The following is a 17501-nucleotide window of genomic DNA, read 5'->3' as shown; positions in this document are numbered from 1 at the left end:
ATGAAGATTAAAAATATAATCATTCTGGGGCTTGCGGCAGTGACGTTCACTGGTTGTAAGAGTCTCTACGGTAAGTATGAGCGACCCGATGTCAATGCACGCGGATTGGTGCGCGACGCTGTTTCGGCTACCGATACATTAGCCGTGGCCGACACTTCGAGCTTCGGCGATATGCCATGGCGCACGGTTTTCACCGATCCTCAGCTGCAAACGCTGATCGAACGAGGATTGGCCAACAACACAGATTTACTCAATGCCGTCCTCAATGTGAAGATGGCAGAAGCCCAACTCAAAGCAGCGAGACTGGCATTTGTGCCTTCGTTCACATTCTCTCCGCAAGGAACGATCGCTTCATGGGATGGGAACAAGGCCACGAAAACCTATCAGTTGCCTATCGCAGCAAGTTGGTCAATCGATCTTTTCGGCAATCTACTCTCGCAAAAACGCAGTTCTCAGATGGCGCTTTTGGGTACACGAGATTATCAGTTGGTTGTCAAAACTAATGTGATCAGCGGTATTGCCAATATGTATTACACCCTTTTGATGCTCGACCGACAATTAGCGATCGTCACAGACATGGAAAATCTTACCAAAGATACATGGGAACTGATGAAGATTCAGAAAGATCTGGGACGTGTCCGATCCACAGGTGTACAGAGTGCAGAGGCCAATTACTATTCGGTTCAGACTCAGCGCGTGGATCTCCAACGGCAAATCCGCGAAATCGAGAACTCTCTCTCGTTGTTGTTAGGTCAACCTGCACAGACGATTATGCGTGGCAAACTCGAAGATCAGTCGTTGCCCACCAATTTATCGACGGGTATTGGTATCCGAATGCTCAATAATCGTCCCGACGTTCACTATGCCGAGATGTCTTTGGCGCAGTGTTTCTATAATGTAAAAACGGCTCGCGGCAAATTCTATCCTAACTTAACGATCTCCGGTTCGGGCATATTCACCAACAGTTCGGGCATGGGTATCGTTAATCCGGGTAAATGGTTGTTGTCAGCTGTGGGTAGTTTGGTGCAGCCAATATTCCAACACGGACAGATCATTGCAGGACTTAAAGTGGCCAAAGCGCAATATGAGCAGGCTTATAACAAGTGGCAATACGCCATTCTGAGTGCTGGAAGCGAGGTGAGCAATGCGCTCGTCGTTTACAATTCGGCCGAAGAGAAGAGTCGATTGGAAGCTAAACGCATCGCCACTCTTAAACAAAACGTGGAGGATACCAAGCAATTGCTCAATCAATCGAGTAGCACCTATCTTGAAGTGATCACTGCCCAGCAGAGTCTTCTCAATGCAGAACTCGCCAAAGTGACAGATGATTTCAATAAGATGCAGGCTGTGGTGAATCTTTATCAAGCGTTAGGAGGAGGCGCCAAGTAATCGAGTTGATTGTTGGAATGCACTCACAAACATAACAACTGCATAATTCACAGACCCCAAAACTCATAAACTTAAAAACTGAAAATATGGCAAGCGAGATAAGTCCAAAGGCAGAAATCTCCCCCAAAGCGAAGATCGGGGACAACTGTAAGATATTTCCCTTTGTGTATATAGAGACCGACGTGGAGATCGGAGACAATTGTGTCATCTTTCCTTTTGTCTCGATACTCAACGGTTCACGGTTGGGCGCGCACAACAAGGTGCACCAAGGATCCGTGATCGGCGCTCTTCCGCAGGATTTCGACTTCACGGGAGAGAAAACCAAACTGATTATCGGCAACAATAATATCATCCGCGAGAACGTGGTGATCAATCGTGCGACCCACACAGGTGGTCAAACCGTTATCGGAAACGATAATTTCCTGATGGAGGGGGCGCATATTTCGCACGACACGAAGGTTGGAAACGGTTGCATCTTCGGTTACGGAACCAAGATTGCCGGTGATTGCGAGATCGGCGACGGAGCCATTTTCTCCAGCAATGTTGTCGAAAAAGCCGGCACACGCGTAGGTCAGCGGGCGGCTATTCAGGCCGGAACCACTCTCTCAAAGGATGTCCCGCCCTATATCATCGTTGGCGGATATCCCGTTGCTTACGGCGGACCCAACACCGTGATGATGACCGAAGACGGTATCTCTGATAAGATTCAGAAACACGTTGCGAATGCTTACAGATTGGTTTTTCATGGTCAAACCAGCGTGTTCGACGCCGTGATACAGATCAACGAACAAGTTCCCGACAGTCCGGAAATACGTAACATCGTGAACTTTATCAATGCAACGAAGAAAGGAATAATCAGTAAGATGTAGCTCATACCTCTGCATCTTGCTTTATTTGTAGAAGGGCTGACCGTGAGGTCTGCCCTTCTTTGATTTCAGATTGATTCGCAGCCAAGTTGAATCATGTAGACTCCTTGTTTGTTTAAAGATCCGATAAGATAAGGTTTGCAATCATTTCCGCCGAATTCTCTACTCGATCGATTTTCAACTCAATAGAAACCACTTTGCCGTTAAGCGTTAATCGTAGCGCAACCAACCGTTACTTGTGTGCCGATTAATGCTTAGTTGTCGTGCAATTCGATGCAGTTTGCAATGGCATTTATGAACCGTTGTTTTCGCGTTAATAGTAGTTAATCTCTCGTTTTATCCTACTTTTTTTCGTTACTTTGCAACCGATTTGGTGTAATAGCAGCTTGGGGAATGAGAAAGAAGCGCAATAAAGCCCGCAGCCGGCATGGTTTGCAGGCCGTAACTTTATGCATCAGCACAGCTTTGGTGTTGATATTATTAGGATTGGTCGTGTTTTCCGTGCTTACGGGTGAGCGTCTTTCGGCTTATGTGAAAGAGAATCTGGTGGTTACGATGATGCTTGACCAAGACATGACCCATCCCGAAGCACAGAAGATTGTGGCATCGCTCGGTGCGCGCCCTTACATCAAGAATATCACGTATATCAGTAAAGAGCAGTCGCTCAAAGAAGCGATTCGCGAGATGGGAACAGATCCTTCGGAGTTCACCAACGGCATAAACCCTTTTCCTCCGTCGATAGAACTGACGCTGAAATCCGATTATGCCAATAACGACTCATTGAGATGGGTTTCTGCCGAACTGAAAAAGTATCCCAAAGTGAGTGAAATCACTTATCAGAAAGATCTGATCGAGAAAGTGAATCAGAATCTGACGAAGATCGGTTTTGTGTGGCTCGTCTTGGCAATACTGCTTACTTTCGTTTCATTTACGCTCATCAATAACACCATCAGATTAGGAATCTACGCTCGAAGATTCTCCATTCACACCATGAAATTGGTCGGCGCGTCGTGGGGATTTATACGAGGCCCATTTGTTCGGAGGGCAGTTCTATCGGGCATTTTAGCTGCTTTGCTGGCCGATGCCGTGTTAGCCGGTTGCGTCTGTGCACTTTTCAATTATGAACCAGACGTTCTCGGTATCGTCACTTGGGAAATAATGGCCATCACAGGGGCCTCGGTGATTCTGTTCGGGATTGTTCTCACAGCATTGTGTGCCTATATTTCGGTCAATAAGTTCTTGCGAATGAAGGCCGGAGAGTTATATAATATATAGGAATTAAGGAGTTAAAGGAGTCGGGGAATTAAGTATATTATCTTAACTTCTCGCACAGATAAACGATTAATTATGGATAAAAGAAACTTTGCTTTTGATCGAATCAACTTCCTGCTGTTAGCTGTCGGGATGCTGATAGTTATCATCGGATTCGTCTTGATGAGTGGAGGCAGCTCTACGGATACGCACTTCGACCCGACTATTTTCAGTGTACGGCGTATCAAAGTGGCCCCGATTGTTTGCCTTGTCGGTTTTGTTTCGATGATTTATGCTATCATTCGTAAACCCAAAGACGAACCGAACGACTGATGACTATATTGCAAACGATTATTCTGGCAATTGTAGAAGGATTGACAGAGTTTCTTCCCGTGTCGTCGACCGGGCATATGATAATCACACAAAGCTTGTTGGGCATCCCCAGCGATGAGTTTGTCAAGGCGTTCACTGTTATCATTCAGTTCGGTGCCATACTGTCGGTTGTGGTGCTGTATTGGCGTCGTTTCTTCCGACTTGACCACAGTCCGGCATCCGAAAGCGCATCGAATGTGCAGCGATTTCTGCACAAATGGAATTTCTATTACAAACTCCTCGTAGCTTTTCTACCTGCAATGGTTATTGGCGGACTGCTCAATGGTGTTATCGACAGACTCTTGGGATCGGTGATGGTGGTTGCAGTGATGCTGGTATTAGGCGGTGTTTTTATGCTCTTTTGCGACCGATTGTTCGACAAAGGCCGTGAAAACACGGTGTTGACAACGCGTCGAGCACTGTACATCGGACTCTTTCAGTGTATCGCAATGATACCGGGCGTATCTCGATCAATGGCTACCATTGTTGGCGGAATGGCCCAGAAGCTCACCCGAAAAGATGCAGCTGAGTTCTCGTTTTTCCTTGCCGTACCCACGATGTTTGCCGCAACGTGTCTCGATGTGCTGAAAATGGTGCTCCGAATGCACGAAACCGGTGACACGGGCGTATTTGTCGATCATCTCGGAACATTACTCTTGGGCAGTGTTGTAGCCTTTTTCGTGGCACTGCTGGCCATCAAAGGTTTTGTGGCTTTCCTCACCAAGTATGGTTTCCAAGCGTTCGGCGTTTATCGGATTATTGTCGGAGGATTCATCATTGTATGGCTTTTATTGGGACACTCATTAGTAATGGTAGACTAAATGAATTTCAACGAAGGAGAAATTATCTATATTAATAAGCCTTACCGACTGTCGAGTTTTGGGGCACTGGCCCATATTCGCTATTTGATTTCGCAGAAGTTGGGTGTCAAACGGGTGAAAACGGGACATGCAGGAACGCTCGATCCCTTGGCTACAGGTGTCTTGATTTTATGTACCGGACGTGCAACGAAGCAGATAGAAAGCCTGCAACGACACACAAAAGAATATATTGCGACTCTTCAATTGGGCGCAACTACCGCGAGTTATGATATGGAACATCCTGTAAATGCTGTTTTCCCGACAAATCATATTACGCGAGAGCTAATCGAAGAAACACTCAAACAGTTTGTTGGAATCATCGAACAGGTGCCACCTTCGTACAGTGCGTGCAAGATAAATGGTGATCGCGCCTATGATTTAAGGCGTAAAGGCAAGGAGGTTGAGCTTAAACCGAAAACCGTGCAGATTGATGAGATCGAGCTGACTGCCTTTGATCGGATGTCGATGCAGATGAGTATCCGTGTGGTTTGCGGCAAAGGGACTTATATTCGGGCGTTGGCACGCGACATCGGACGGGCTCTCGGCAGTGGTGCTTACCTCACTTCGCTGTGCCGTACACGCGTAGGCGACGTACGATTGGCGCAGTGTATCGACTACAATCATTTTCAGGAATGGCTCGACCGACAAAACATTGAACAGTAAAGGAGAATAAATAATGAAGCTATCACAATTTAAATTCAAACTACCCGAGGAGCAAATCGCACTCTATCCGCATAGTATCATCCACTCAGTAACGAATGATGACGGCTTGGAAGAGTCGGTTCGCGTTACGCGTAGGGATGAATGCCGCTTGATGGTACTGCATCGGAAGTCGCAAACCATCGATATGTACAAGAAAGATAAGAAAGGAAAGCCCATCGAAGGTGAGTTTTTGGATTTCCGAAATGTACTCGATTATTTCGACGAAAACGATACTTTCGTGTTCAATGATACCAAAGTTTTCCCCGCACGACTATACGGAATGAAGGAGAAAACAGACTCGAAGATCGAGGTTTTTCTGCTTCGCGAGCTCAATGCAGAGATGAGACTCTGGGACGTTCTTGTCGAACCGGCCCGTAAAATACGCATTGGCAACAAGCTGTTTTTTGATGACAGCGGTACGATGGTGGCCGAAGTGATCGACAATACCACCAGTCGCGGCCGCACGTTAAGGTTTCTTTACGACTGTCCTCACGATGAATTCAAACGCGAATTGTTTGCTTTGGGAGCGGCTCCATTACCTCATTACATCATTGATCATAAAGATGCAGACGGCAATTTAGATCGACCTGCAACCAAGGAAGATTTAGAAGACTTCCAAACCATATACGCCAAGAACGAGGGAGCAGTCACTGCGCCGGTTTCCGGATTGCATTTCAGTCGCGAAATGCTGAAAAGAATGGAGATCAGGGGCATTAACTTCGCTTATATTACGTTGCATTGCGGACTCGGAAACTTTCGTAGCATCGAAGTGGAAGACCTTACTAAACATAAGATGGACTCCGAACAGATGATCATTTCGGCCGAAGCCTGCGACATTGTTAATCGCACCAAGGCCGCCGGTCACCATATTTGCGCCGTTGGGACGAGTATGGTTAAGGCCATGGAAACGGCTGCCGGTACAGACGGACAGTTGAAAGAGTATGACGGTTGGACCAATCGTTTCATCTTTCCACCGTATGATTTCAACATCGCCGACACCATGATAGCCAACTTCTATCATCCTATGTCGACATTGTTGATGTCTACGGCGGCTTTCGGTGGATATGACTTGGTGATGAAAGCTTATGAACTGGCTGTTGAAAATGGCTATAAGTTTGGTTGTTATGGTGATGCGCTTTTGATTCTTGACGATTGATCGGGCGTGATGCACACTGTATATTTAGCTTTGGGAACCAATCTCGGCGATCGTCGCGAGACCATTCGCGAAGCTGTGAAGCGTATTGGCAAAGAAGTGGGAACGGTTGAGCGACAATCGTCTCTGCTGGAAACGAAACCGTGGGGATTCGTTTCGGCCAATGATTTTATCAATGCCGCCGTGCGTGTCAGCACATCGTTGAGTCCGCGTCGTGTATTGGAAACCACGCAACACATCGAGCACGAGATGGGGCGGACGCATAAATCGACCAATCGGCAATACCACGACCGTATCATAGACATTGATATTCTGCTTTATGATGATATTGAAATAGACGAACCCGACTTGCATATCCCGCACCCATTGATGCACGAACGCGATTTTGTGATGCGTCCGTTACAAGAGATTTTGAAATAAACGAATGAACCAGTCAGTCAGAACTTTTGCATTGGTAGGTCTCATCGTATCGGTTCTTTTGCTGATGCACGCCTTACCCTCGTTGTCAATCGGCGGCACAGAATTGCGCAAAGTCAACCTCCTCAGCGATATTTCACCTTACAAACTCGATGAAAAAGACGTGGACGTCATTCCTCGTCCGGCACCGCCTAAGCCTGTCTTGACGGCCGACGTGCATGGAAAGCGCGTGGCATTTCAAGAGATTTGGCCCAAAGGTGTGACTCCCATCGTCGACTATTCGGGCGGATCGGCCGGCGGAATGGATCATTTCTATCGTTCGTTGACCACTGTCGGCAAGTTGAATAGGCCTGTTCGCATCGCCTATTTCGGCGATTCGTTCATCGAGGGAGATATTCTGACCTGCGATTTGCGCGAAATGTTTCAGCAGAAATTCGGCGGAAACGGCGTGGGATGGATTGATTGTGCGCTGATGTCGGGTGTGGTTCGTCGCACGGTGATGCAAAAGAGCAACGGGCTTGCTACTTATGCAGTGATGAAAAAGCCGTTTGATCGAGGGCGGCAGGGCATCAACGAACGCTATTTTGTACCCTCGAAAGGAGCCGTGATGACGGCCATGGGCACGCGCTATAAATCGAAGTCCACGCGTTGGGATGTGGCCCGGCTCTATCTCTCCACATCGAGTGGCTTGCAAGTAACCGTTACCGGCGATGCAAACAAGTGTCAGTTGCAATGCGTCCAACCGTTAAACGGCGTGCAAGAAACGGTCTTTCGCCATGCGACCAGTAGCGTGCGTTACCGGTTCGACAGTGTCGGGGCCGGCACTTACTTGTTTGGCGCGTCTCTGGAATCGGATCGTGGTGTGATTCTCGACAATCTGAGCCTGCGCGGATCCAATGGGCTGACGCTGCGAAACATTCCCATCAACACGCTGAAAGACTTTGCTCGGCTCAGGCCTTATGATCTGATCATCGTGGGGTTTGGTCTCAACGTGGCTGTGCAAGGCAATCCCAACAGCGTGATGAAACAGTATGCGAGGAATATGGGAAGAGCCATCGGTCACCTGCGCGAAGCATTTCCGCAGGCCAGCATCTTGATCATGAGTGTGTCGGATCGCGACGGTCGGTCGGCCGATGGCATCCGCACGTTGAAAGAAGTGGAACATCTCACGGCATTCCAACAGCAGATGGCTGCCGTGACCAAGGTCTCATTCCTCAATCTCTATCAGGCAATGGGCGGCGCAGAGAGCATGAAACGCTTGGTGGATAAGCGCATGGCCAACAAGGATTATGCCCATTTGAGTTACGGAGGCGGGGCTTATGTAGCTCGGAAAGTCTTCCCCTCGTTCACCGCCGGACTCGAAAACTACAAACGCCGGATAACGCTCGAAAGACAATGATAGACAAAATCCTGACTCAACTGACATATAACCCGCACGAACCGATGATCTTTTCGAGCGGACTTTTTCTCGTGCTGTTTCTCGGGTTCACGTTCGTTTATATGTTGTTGCAGCGTAAACTCACGGCACGATTGCTTTTTGTGACAGCATTCTCCTATTATTTCTATTACAAAAGCAGCGGATTCTATTTCTTTCTTTTGGCTATCGTCACGGTGAGCGATTATCTCATTGCCCGCACCATCGATGCAAACCGCGAGAATCGAACGCTCGGACGGCGGCTCGTTGGCCTGAGTCTGCTAATCGATTTAGGACTGCTGGGCTATTTCAAATATGCCAATTTCTTTGCAGGAATGCTCGCTCAAATGGTGGGCAACAACTTTCAGCCTTGGGATATATTCCTGCCCGTGGGCATCAGTTTCTTTACTTTCCAGAGTTTGAGCTACACCATCGATGTCTATCGCGGCCATTTGAAACCGCTCCCGTCGTTGCTCGATTACGCATTCTATGTTTCTTTCTTTCCGCAATTGGTCGCCGGGCCCATTGTGAGAGCCAGCGACTTCGCTCCGCAGATCCGTCGTCCGCTTGTCATCAGTCGCGACATGTTTGCGCGCGGCGTCTATTTCATTGCTATCGGACTGTTTAAGAAAGCCGTCATCAGCGACTATATCAGTCTCAATTTTGTCGACCGAATCTTCGATAATCCATCGCTCTATTCGGGATTAGAGAATCTTCTCGGCGTCTATGGTTATGCCATGCAGATCTATTGCGACTTCAGCGGTTACAGCGATATGGCTATCGGCATCGCGTTGTTGCTGGGATTTCATTTCCCGATCAACTTCAATGCACCGTATCGAAGCACGAGCATCACCGACTTTTGGCGTCGCTGGCACATCTCTTTATCCACTTGGATACGCGATTACATTTATATTTCGCTTGGCGGAAACCGCAAAGGCAAGGTGCGTCAATATCTCAATCTCTTGCTCACGATGCTTTTGGGCGGTCTGTGGCACGGCGCGAGTCTCAATTTCGTGGCGTGGGGCGGAATGCACGGAGTGGCTTTGGCCGTGCACAAATATTTTCGCACGAATGTCTTTCATCATGATCGCACGTATCAAAGTGCGGGCTTTCGCAAGTGGATCGCCATCTTTCTGACATTCAATTTCGTGTGCCTCACGTGGATATTCTTCCGCAATGGCACGTTCGAAGCATCTTGGGCGATGATTCATCACATCTTTGTCGACTTTCATGCCGAACTCCTTCCGCAAGTGATTATCGGCTATAAATACGTCTTTGCACTGATCGTTTTCGGCTATCTCAGTCATTATTTGCCCGACAGTTGGCAGGAGTCGCTCATCGGTTTGCTTCGTCGCGGTAATGTCTTGATAGATGCCGCAGTGATCATCGTTGTTATTTATCTCGTCATTCAAGTGAAAAGCAGCGGCATCCAACCGTTTATTTACTTCCAGTTCTGAAACTTTTTTAATTTTTCTTTGCCCGTTTAAGAATCTTTCCTTACCTTTGCCCCCGATTTCTTTCGCCTCCTTCGCCCCCTAAGTTAGGGGGATGGGGGTCTGAACAAGCGAGGCCGATCAAAAGGATTAAACGAGAAGTATGATTAAACAAGCAAATATAACCAGCAGCACGGCGATGCAAAAGAACTCCAATTCTCTTGCATCTTTTAACGTTTTATATTTGCATATCTCGGAAAAAGTCTTAACACACACACACACACACACATCTTACCTGGCATAAACGCCTTTCACGTCTCACCCTACGCGCGCGCGAGGGGAGACGACTAACCCCCAATAAACAAAGGGCTTCTCGGAGTTCCCTTTGTTCTCTTTTTATGCCCTTTTGCCAACCGAGCAAAGGGGAAAATTTCACGAATTATTCACTCAAAACATAGCGATTATGAACAGAAAACAATTAGAGAGTTGGGCTTACAGCAAGCCCGCAGTTGAGGCCATCCGCTTGGAGCCTCACAGCGAATTAATGGACACCTCGTTCCCCAACAGCGGTGGACACAAAAAGGCCGACGACGACGGCGACGATCTGAGCGCCAAGCAAGGTTGGTTTGACGAGGAAGAAGAAGACGCTCCACAACAATGGAGCATTTAACAAACAAGAGAGTATAAAAATTAAAAAAGAACAAACAAGATGAAGACAAACATTTTATCATTGCTCGCAATCGCCGGATTATTAACTTTTGCCGGCTGCGCCAGCGACGACACAGCAAATAAGGACAACAATGAACAAGAGCCGGGCACCGAAGGCCTCACCAGCTTCGTAGAAGAAGACAATTCGACCCGCACTACCGCCGAATATGACGGCAGTGGATTAAATTTCTATTGGACTGAGGGCGACCACCTTTGGGTGAATACCGGCACCGCCTTAGCCCCCGCATTAACACAAGACAGCAAGAACAATATCAGCAACCTACTTGTGCCTAATCCTGCTATACCGACCGGTGTTAAGCGGGCAGCCAAAGCCAGCTTTGCTTTCGCCGGAACTTATACTGCTTCGAGTTACCCTGTTCGTTACACCGGTAAAGGCAACGCCGATGGCAATAAGGTAAAGATCAAGGCTGCACAAAGTCAAACTATCCCCAACGACGCGAGCCATATTGGCGAAGACGGCGATTTTGGTGTAGCCCTGGCTCAAAAGCAGTCAGACAATAAATACCACTTCACCCTCGACCACAAAGCGGCTTACGTTACCTTTATGCCCTACACGACACAGTCATGGGGACCCAATGCCGTGATTCAGAAGATTCGTGTCTACACCGGCAACACTGCTGATGCGCTCGCCGGCACCTTTGATCTCGCCGATGATGGCACGTTGAGCAATGCCGCCGGCACGTCAAACAGCATAGAACTCACCCTCCCCGATTTCTCCATCCCCGGCGCCTTCTCTCACACCGCCAATGGCGCCACAATGGTCGTGAATCCCGGCACCTACAATAACGTCAGCATCGAATTTACCCTCCATGATCAAGTAAGTAACGTTACCAGCACCATTACCAAAACTTACCCCAGCGCAGCCTTCGCTGCCGGCAAGAATAAAAAGGTAAAAATAAACTTACAGATCAAGGAACCCTTCCAAGGCCTCTATTACATGTGGGATGCCGCCATAGGCCAACACTATTGGGCTGGCCATCTGGATGCCGAGGGGAAACCTGACAACAAGGACAATTATCCTCAAACGAGTACCGATCCCCGCTGGTGCAGAGTAGACACTTCTACGCCTTGTCCTCCCGCCAGCCGCAGCGCCAAGGATTGTCCCAACGTCAATGAATGCGTTTGGTATTGCAAGCAAGGCGATCCTCACTGGGATGATCAAACGCTCTGGACCTTATATGGCCACCTCTACAAGGGAGGCATATGGTTGAAGAAAAAGGCCAATATACCGGGCTTTACAGCCTCCAATTACAACGGCACCGATTACCGCATTGGAAATATCTCCAATATGAACTACAGCGTCACCCAAGGCAAGCCCAGTAACCCAAATGATTACTTCTATCTCCCCGCGCTTGGTAGATATTACGGCGCCGGCGTGCTGCCATTCGAAATTGGTGTGCGCGGCTACTATTGGACGAGTACGCCTATCTTGACAGGTAAGTACACCGCATTCGATCTGAATTTCAACCCTCACTACGTGAACGTGTATAGCTATCCTCGCGCGGCCGGTTTCCCGCTATTGAAAGCCCAATAATCCCGCGATCGGTTCGTCGGCTGCGGCCGACAGCTCCCCTAACGGGAAAATGACGTTTCCCCCCGGAGGGAGAATCAGAAAACGATAAAAATTGCGTTTCCCCCCGGAGGGAAAACGAAAAATCTGCGAAAACAACGCTTCCCCCCGGGGGGATAGCTTATTTTAGAATCTAATCAATTTTAAAACTATGGAAATTAAACAACTTCACAAACAGTTGCTCCAAAACATGGAGCATTATCAGTTTGCGTCGCGCGTGTTGCAGCTCTGCAACGAGGCGAAAGTGGAGAAACTCACGGCGGTGCTGGGTCCGCTCACGGCTGCCGTGGCCGACGAAGATCGGGTGTTGAACCAGCCGCGCGCCGGGGCCGATACCAAAGCGCTGGAAGAGGCCGACCGCAAACGCGACAAATCCTATCAGTCGCTTCGGTTGCTCGTGGCGCTGCATCTCAACAGCGCCGACAAGGCCGTGTTGGCCGCCGCCGAAGCCGTGGACCGCGTGATGAAGGCCTATCCCGACGTGGCCGCGAGCAACTACGACAAAGAGACGGGACTGATCAAAAATCTCGTGGCCGACCTGCGCACGGCCGATCTCTTGCGGCACGTGGCGCGGATTCAAGCGCAGGTGTATATCAACCTGCTCGATGCCGACAACAAAGCATTTGACACGCTGTTCCACGCCCGGGTGAAGTCGGGCGCGCCCGCCGGCTCGTTCGATATCAAACCGCTGCGCGCCGCCACCGACAAAGCGCTCAACGCCGTGCTGCGCCGCATCGACGCCCTCGACGAATTGGAGCCGTCGGCCCCAATCACCGCACTCATCACGCAATACAACAACCTGGTGGACAATCGTCGGACACTGTTGGCTGGTCGGGCGGCTACGAACAAGGCACACGCTGAGAAACAGCTCGAGGCGCTCCGCAAAGAACTCGATCCCCTCATCCGCAAGTTTGAAGAAGCCAACGACATCGCTCCCTTGGTCTTACAGTTCACCGGAAAAACACAAGGTTCGGGCAAGAAGAAGTCCTATGAGTTGGCGTATAGCACTGATCCGAAACGGACGCTGTGGGTTCTGCGCGAAAAGGACGAGCTGAAAGAAGTGAAAGAGTGAAAAGGAGAAAAGTGAATTAAACCGGGAAAGGGTGAAAAGATAGCTGGGGAGAGCTTCTTTTCACCCTTCTTGCATTTCGAAAAAAAACAGTAATTTTGTAGCGTTTTATATGCAAAATAGTGTAATGGAAATCATAAAAGAGTATGTGGAAGCGCTGATACGGCTGTGCGGAGTGGCAGGGCCGGCTGTGCCTGTGGTGCGTCATGTGGCGCTGGTTATTGTCACGTTGTTGCTGGCTTGGTTGAGCGGCTTGCTGTGTAAGCGCATTATTGTGCCGATGATTCATAAGGTGACGGCGCGGACCACGGCAGTGTGGGACGACATTCTGCTGAATGACCGTGTGTTGCTCACGGCTTGTCGCATTGTGCCGGCACTCGTGATATGGCAATTTTTGCCGATGGTGTTTTATCAGTTCCATTTCGTTCGTGAGGTATTGGAACGTCTCACGGCTGTTTATATCACGATCATGATGGTGCGACTGATCACGGTTTTCATCAGTGCTTTTACCCAATTGGAGACTTCGCACAGCTCGTCCGTCCGGCAATATATCAAGACATTTTGCGGTGTTTTGAAGATTGTGGTGATCTTTATTGCCGTTATCGTGACCGTGGGGATCGTTTTTGGCAAGAACCCGATGTCTCTTTTGGCCGGTTTGGGAGCCACTTCGGCTGTGCTGATGTTGGTGTTCAAGGATACGATCGAGGGGTTGGTGGCCGGTATTCGACTCACAAGCAATGAGATGGTCAAGAAAGGTGATTGGATCACTGTGCCTTCGACGACTGCCGACGGAGTTGTGGAAGACATCAGTCTGACAACGGTCAAGGTGCGCAATTTTGATAACACGATTGTCACGGTGTCACCGATGACGTTGGTGAACGGATCGTTTCAGAACTGGAAAGGGATGCAACAGAGTGGCGGTCGACGTGTAAAGCGAGTTGTCTATTTTGATTTCCGAAGTGTGAAAGCGGTTGATGATGAGCTGCGCAACCGTTTGTTGCAAGGCGGTTATCTGTCGGCCGAGGAGATGGAAGGCGAAGATGCCAACATCGGATTGTTTCGGAAATATTTTGAAAAGCATCTCGCTGCACGCAAAGAAGTGAACGAGAAACTGACAATCATGGTGCGGGAGATGGAAGCAACACAGTGCGGCTTGCCCTTGGAATTCTATTTTTTCCTGCGCGATCGCGAGTGGATCAATTATGAACATCAGTTGGCCACGATCATAGAACGCGTTTATGTCACGGCCGCTCTGTTCGGATTGAAGATTTACGAGCAATATCCCGAGCAGTAAACCGTGATGAATTTCTCTGCCGTTTTACTCGACTGGTTTACCCGAAACGGTCGCGATTTGCCGTGGCGAGACACTTCCGATCCTTATGCCATTTGGTTAAGCGAGGTGATTTTGCAGCAAACGCGCATCGCGCAAGGTCGTGATTATTGGGTGCGTTTTATGAAACGGTTCCCCAGTGTGAATGATTTGGCAGCGACATCAGAGGATGAAGTGTTACGACTTTGGCAGGGATTGGGCTATTATAGTCGTGCACGCAACCTGCATACGGCTGCCAAGCAGATTGTCGCTTGGGGTCGATTTCCCGATACTTTTGAAGAGATCAAACAACTGAAAGGCGTGGGCGATTACACGGCTGCAGCCATTGCGTCGATTGCTTTCGGTCTGCCCGTAGCAGTGGTCGACGGCAATGTCTATCGCGTTTTGTCCAGATACTTCGGCATCGAGACGCCCATCAATTCCACGGAAGGCAAAAAGGAGTTTGCCGCATTGGCTCAATCGCTGCTTCCGAAAGATGCTCCGTCGGCTTTCAATCAGGCTATGATGGATTTCGGAGCATTGCAATGCGTGGTTGCTCCGGGTGTGGCCAAAGGCGGAGAACAGCTCTCTTTCAAAACATGTGTGGATTGTCCGCTCATCGAGTCGTGCACGGCTTTTCGCACGGGGCGGGTGAATGAGTTGCCCGTTAAACTGAAAACGACTAAAATCAAGACCCGACACCTCACTTATGTGTATATTAAATGCAAAGGGAAAACGGCTTTTCACCGACGCGGCGCGGGGGATATTTGGCAAGGATTGTGGGAGCCTTATCTCGCAGAAGATGTGGAAACTGCCGACGAAAAGGATTCAAAGCTTCTGCCTTCAAAGATCGAACACATGCTCGACAACGATTTTCTGTCCGACGAAAAACTTCTCCCTTTCGAGGATGTTGAGAGTCGTTGTCGTTTGCTTCGCCGTCAAGTCAAACACGTTTTGACGCATCGTATTCTCTTGGCCGACTTTTATCTCCTTGAAACCGACGCAGAGCCAACGCTTCCCGAGGACTATATCTGGATTGATGAGCATGACATCGATCGTTATGCTGTGCCTCGCCTCATCGAAATTTTATTAGAATCACGACCTTAACGAATCGACTTTGACACTGTCTTTCACCGCTGCGGAATCCGTTTCCGGCACCGTCTTGACCGGCACCGGATCGTGAGGCTCGAACACACTGGCCGCCACCGTGTCGCCCGTTTCTTCTTTCGGAGCGAAACGACAAGCCGTGGAGATTGCGGCCGAAAGTATGACGGCCAAAACCAAAAACAATATTTTTCTCATACGATCGGTAAATCTACATTCATGCTTTGATATGGTTTTGTCGATGCAAAGATAGAAAACATTTTCAACAATAGGATTCCCAGCCTGGATTTTATGGCGATCTCGGAGTGGCTTGTATATTGATGAATAGCAAACGGATCAATGCACATTGCGATTAACCGTTAACGGCACGCCAAGCAACGGTTAATCAAATGGAGATTAATGGTTAATTACATCACAAATAACGGTTTGTTGAGGAATTGAATAGAAGAACTTTCATTGGCAACGAAAGTTTTAGGGTGGATCTCTCATTGCCAATGAAAGCTAATGAGGATTTTATTGCGGGTAATTTAGGTTCTCCTCAGCAATGTGTTCGAGCACTTCTGTCAGAAATTTGCGAGATTCCCAACGCGCCATCGGGAGATCGTGGAGCAGATAATTGCCGCAATCGCGGGGAGCAGTACCCGGGATTTCACCGTCAAACTCAGCTACGAAACGAAAAGTTCGCCGCATCAGATCGACGATATCAGACGATTGCAGATCGCCGCGCATCACCAAGTAATTGCCCGTGAGACATCCCATCGGACCCCAATAGATGATGCGATCTTTCCATTCGGGATCATTGCGCAGATAAGTTGCAGCGAGATGCTCAATGGTGTGGATAGCACCGGGATGTAAAACCGGCTCGCGATTGGGTTCCTTCATTCGTATGTCGAATGTCGTGATGGTCTCATTACCTGCTGCGTCTTGACGACTCACATATATGCCGCGTTTCAAACGGTTATGATCAATGGTGAAACTGGGAATCTTTTGCATAATAATTTGGGTTGATGAGTTGATGAGTTTTTAGTTGATGAATTATTAGAGTTTATAAATTTCAGCGTTTTTTAGTTTGCGAAATTCTGAGCTTTTGAGCTTATAAGTTTAAAAGGAACTTCTTCGTGACTTGGAAGGAGCCTTCGGCCAATCGATTCCAAAAGTCAAAATATTGAGCAGCTTGATGATCTTTGAGCGGTACATCGCTGATGATACGAAACGAAATGAATGGAGTCTGGTATATAAAACAAGTCTGCGCGATGGAGCAACTCTCCATATCGACGGCCATTGCGTGTGGAAAACGATCCAATATGGTCTGCATCTTCTCGCGGGAATCTACAAACCATTCACCGCTGACAATCTGTCCGCTATGTATCCGAGGCACATCCGGTCCGTTAATAGCCAATGCTTGCTCGATCAACTGGCTGGGAGCAGGAAACGTGGCGGGCATTCCGAGAATTTGCCCGTAGATACATTCGCTACCGCAATAGGCATCATGGTAAACACACTCCGTACCAACTACCACTTCGGTCACATTCAGCGACGTGTCAACTCCGCCTGCAACACCGGTTGAAATGATGAGATCGGGGTGGAAGTTGTCGATCATTTCCACGGCGCCGATAGCGGAATTAACTTTCCCGATGCCACATTGCTGCATCACAACGGCGTGATTACCAATTTCACCTAAGATGAAATCCTTATGATGGAGACGCTCCGTGCGACATGCACTGAGTAATGTTTTCAGTTGCTTAAACTCTTTGTCCATCGCAACGATAATACCGATTTTCATTTGTTTTATACTTAATCCGCGCACAAAATTACAATATTTATTCTGATTAATTGTTGAATTCGATTGATTTACAGTATCTT

General features: G+C 48.6%; 18 protein-coding genes. 15 read left to right on the top strand and 3 right to left on the bottom strand.

Going from position 1 to position 17501, the window contains the following annotated elements; genetic code table 11:
• From JCM12259_RS03485 to JCM12259_RS03415, 15 genes are all read left to right on the top strand, one after another.
• Positions 1-1389, top strand: a complete 1389-nt coding sequence (locus JCM12259_RS03485; RefSeq protein WP_025065430.1) for an efflux transporter outer membrane subunit — start codon at positions 1-3, stop codon at positions 1387-1389.
• Between the two features lie 86 nt (positions 1390-1475).
• The gene (gene lpxA / locus JCM12259_RS03480) at positions 1476-2258 is read left to right on the top strand and encodes an acyl-ACP--UDP-N-acetylglucosamine O-acyltransferase (RefSeq protein ID WP_025065429.1); all 783 of its coding nucleotides are present in this window, start codon (positions 1476-1478) and stop codon (positions 2256-2258) included.
• 390 nt (positions 2259-2648) lie between these two features.
• The gene (locus JCM12259_RS03475) at positions 2649-3530 is read left to right on the top strand and encodes a cell division protein FtsX (protein WP_025065428.1); all 882 of its coding nucleotides are present in this window, start codon (positions 2649-2651) and stop codon (positions 3528-3530) included.
• A gap of 72 nt (positions 3531-3602) precedes the next feature.
• Positions 3603-3839, top strand: a complete 237-nt coding sequence (locus tag JCM12259_RS03470; protein ID WP_025065427.1) for a DUF3098 domain-containing protein — start codon at positions 3603-3605, stop codon at positions 3837-3839.
• Complete coding sequence (locus JCM12259_RS03465; RefSeq protein ID WP_025065426.1) at positions 3839-4699, top strand: undecaprenyl-diphosphate phosphatase; 861 nt, start codon at positions 3839-3841, stop codon at positions 4697-4699. Before JCM12259_RS03470 ends, JCM12259_RS03465 begins: the two co-directional genes overlap by 1 nt.
• Complete coding sequence (gene truB / locus JCM12259_RS03460; protein ID WP_025065425.1) at positions 4700-5401, top strand: tRNA pseudouridine(55) synthase TruB; 702 nt, start codon at positions 4700-4702, stop codon at positions 5399-5401. It abuts the gene before it with no gap.
• 13 nt (positions 5402-5414) lie between these two features.
• On the top strand, positions 5415-6596 hold the full coding sequence (queA, locus tag JCM12259_RS03455) for a tRNA preQ1(34) S-adenosylmethionine ribosyltransferase-isomerase QueA (RefSeq protein WP_025065424.1): 1182 nt from the start codon (positions 5415-5417) through the stop codon (positions 6594-6596).
• A gap of 9 nt (positions 6597-6605) precedes the next feature.
• Positions 6606-7013: a 2-amino-4-hydroxy-6-hydroxymethyldihydropteridine diphosphokinase gene (folK, locus tag JCM12259_RS03450; RefSeq protein WP_025065423.1), complete on the top strand. Its 408-nt coding sequence runs from the start codon at positions 6606-6608 to the stop codon at positions 7011-7013.
• Between the two features lie 4 nt (positions 7014-7017).
• On the top strand, positions 7018-8409 hold the full coding sequence (locus tag JCM12259_RS03445) for an SGNH/GDSL hydrolase family protein (protein WP_025065422.1): 1392 nt from the start codon (positions 7018-7020) through the stop codon (positions 8407-8409).
• On the top strand, positions 8406-9881 hold the full coding sequence (locus tag JCM12259_RS03440) for an MBOAT family O-acyltransferase (protein WP_025065421.1): 1476 nt from the start codon (positions 8406-8408) through the stop codon (positions 9879-9881). Before JCM12259_RS03445 ends, JCM12259_RS03440 begins: the two co-directional genes overlap by 4 nt.
• A 439-nt stretch (positions 9882-10320) precedes the next feature.
• The gene (locus JCM12259_RS03435) at positions 10321-10527 is read left to right on the top strand and encodes a hypothetical protein (protein WP_025065420.1); all 207 of its coding nucleotides are present in this window, start codon (positions 10321-10323) and stop codon (positions 10525-10527) included.
• Between the two features lie 39 nt (positions 10528-10566).
• Complete coding sequence (locus JCM12259_RS03430; protein ID WP_025065419.1) at positions 10567-12120, top strand: hypothetical protein; 1554 nt, start codon at positions 10567-10569, stop codon at positions 12118-12120.
• Positions 12121-12307: 187 nt separating this feature from the next.
• Positions 12308-13228 (top strand): DUF6261 family protein, encoded by a 921-nt coding sequence (locus JCM12259_RS13630; RefSeq protein WP_036888483.1) that lies wholly within the window; start codon positions 12308-12310, stop codon positions 13226-13228.
• 124 nt (positions 13229-13352) lie between these two features.
• Positions 13353-14519, top strand: a complete 1167-nt coding sequence (locus JCM12259_RS03420) for a mechanosensitive ion channel family protein (RefSeq protein WP_025065418.1) — start codon at positions 13353-13355, stop codon at positions 14517-14519.
• Between the two features lie 6 nt (positions 14520-14525).
• Complete coding sequence (locus tag JCM12259_RS03415) at positions 14526-15641, top strand: A/G-specific adenine glycosylase (protein ID WP_025065417.1); 1116 nt, start codon at positions 14526-14528, stop codon at positions 15639-15641.
• Here the strand turns inward: JCM12259_RS03415 and JCM12259_RS03410 are convergent.
• From JCM12259_RS03410 to JCM12259_RS03400, 3 genes are all read right to left on the bottom strand, one after another.
• Positions 15630-15836 carry a hypothetical protein gene (locus JCM12259_RS03410; protein WP_025065416.1) on the bottom strand — a complete coding sequence of 69 codons (207 nt, stop codon included), beginning with the start codon at positions 15834-15836 and terminating at the stop codon, positions 15630-15632. The two genes, JCM12259_RS03415 and JCM12259_RS03410, sit on opposite strands and share 12 nt — an antisense overlap.
• A gap of 315 nt (positions 15837-16151) precedes the next feature.
• On the bottom strand, positions 16152-16631 hold the full coding sequence (locus JCM12259_RS03405; RefSeq protein ID WP_025065415.1) for an S-ribosylhomocysteine lyase: 480 nt from the start codon (positions 16629-16631) through the stop codon (positions 16152-16154).
• 100 nt (positions 16632-16731) lie between these two features.
• Positions 16732-17421 (bottom strand): 5'-methylthioadenosine/adenosylhomocysteine nucleosidase, encoded by a 690-nt coding sequence (locus JCM12259_RS03400; protein WP_025065414.1) that lies wholly within the window; start codon positions 17419-17421, stop codon positions 16732-16734.
• Positions 17422-17501 lie beyond the last annotated feature (80 nt).

The organism is Hoylesella enoeca JCM 12259, from assembly GCF_000613405.1.
GTDB lineage: Bacteria > Bacteroidota > Bacteroidia > Bacteroidales > Bacteroidaceae > Prevotella > Prevotella enoeca.
Note: the sequence above shows the minus strand (reverse complement) of the source record. Positions and strands in the feature narration are given on the sequence as shown.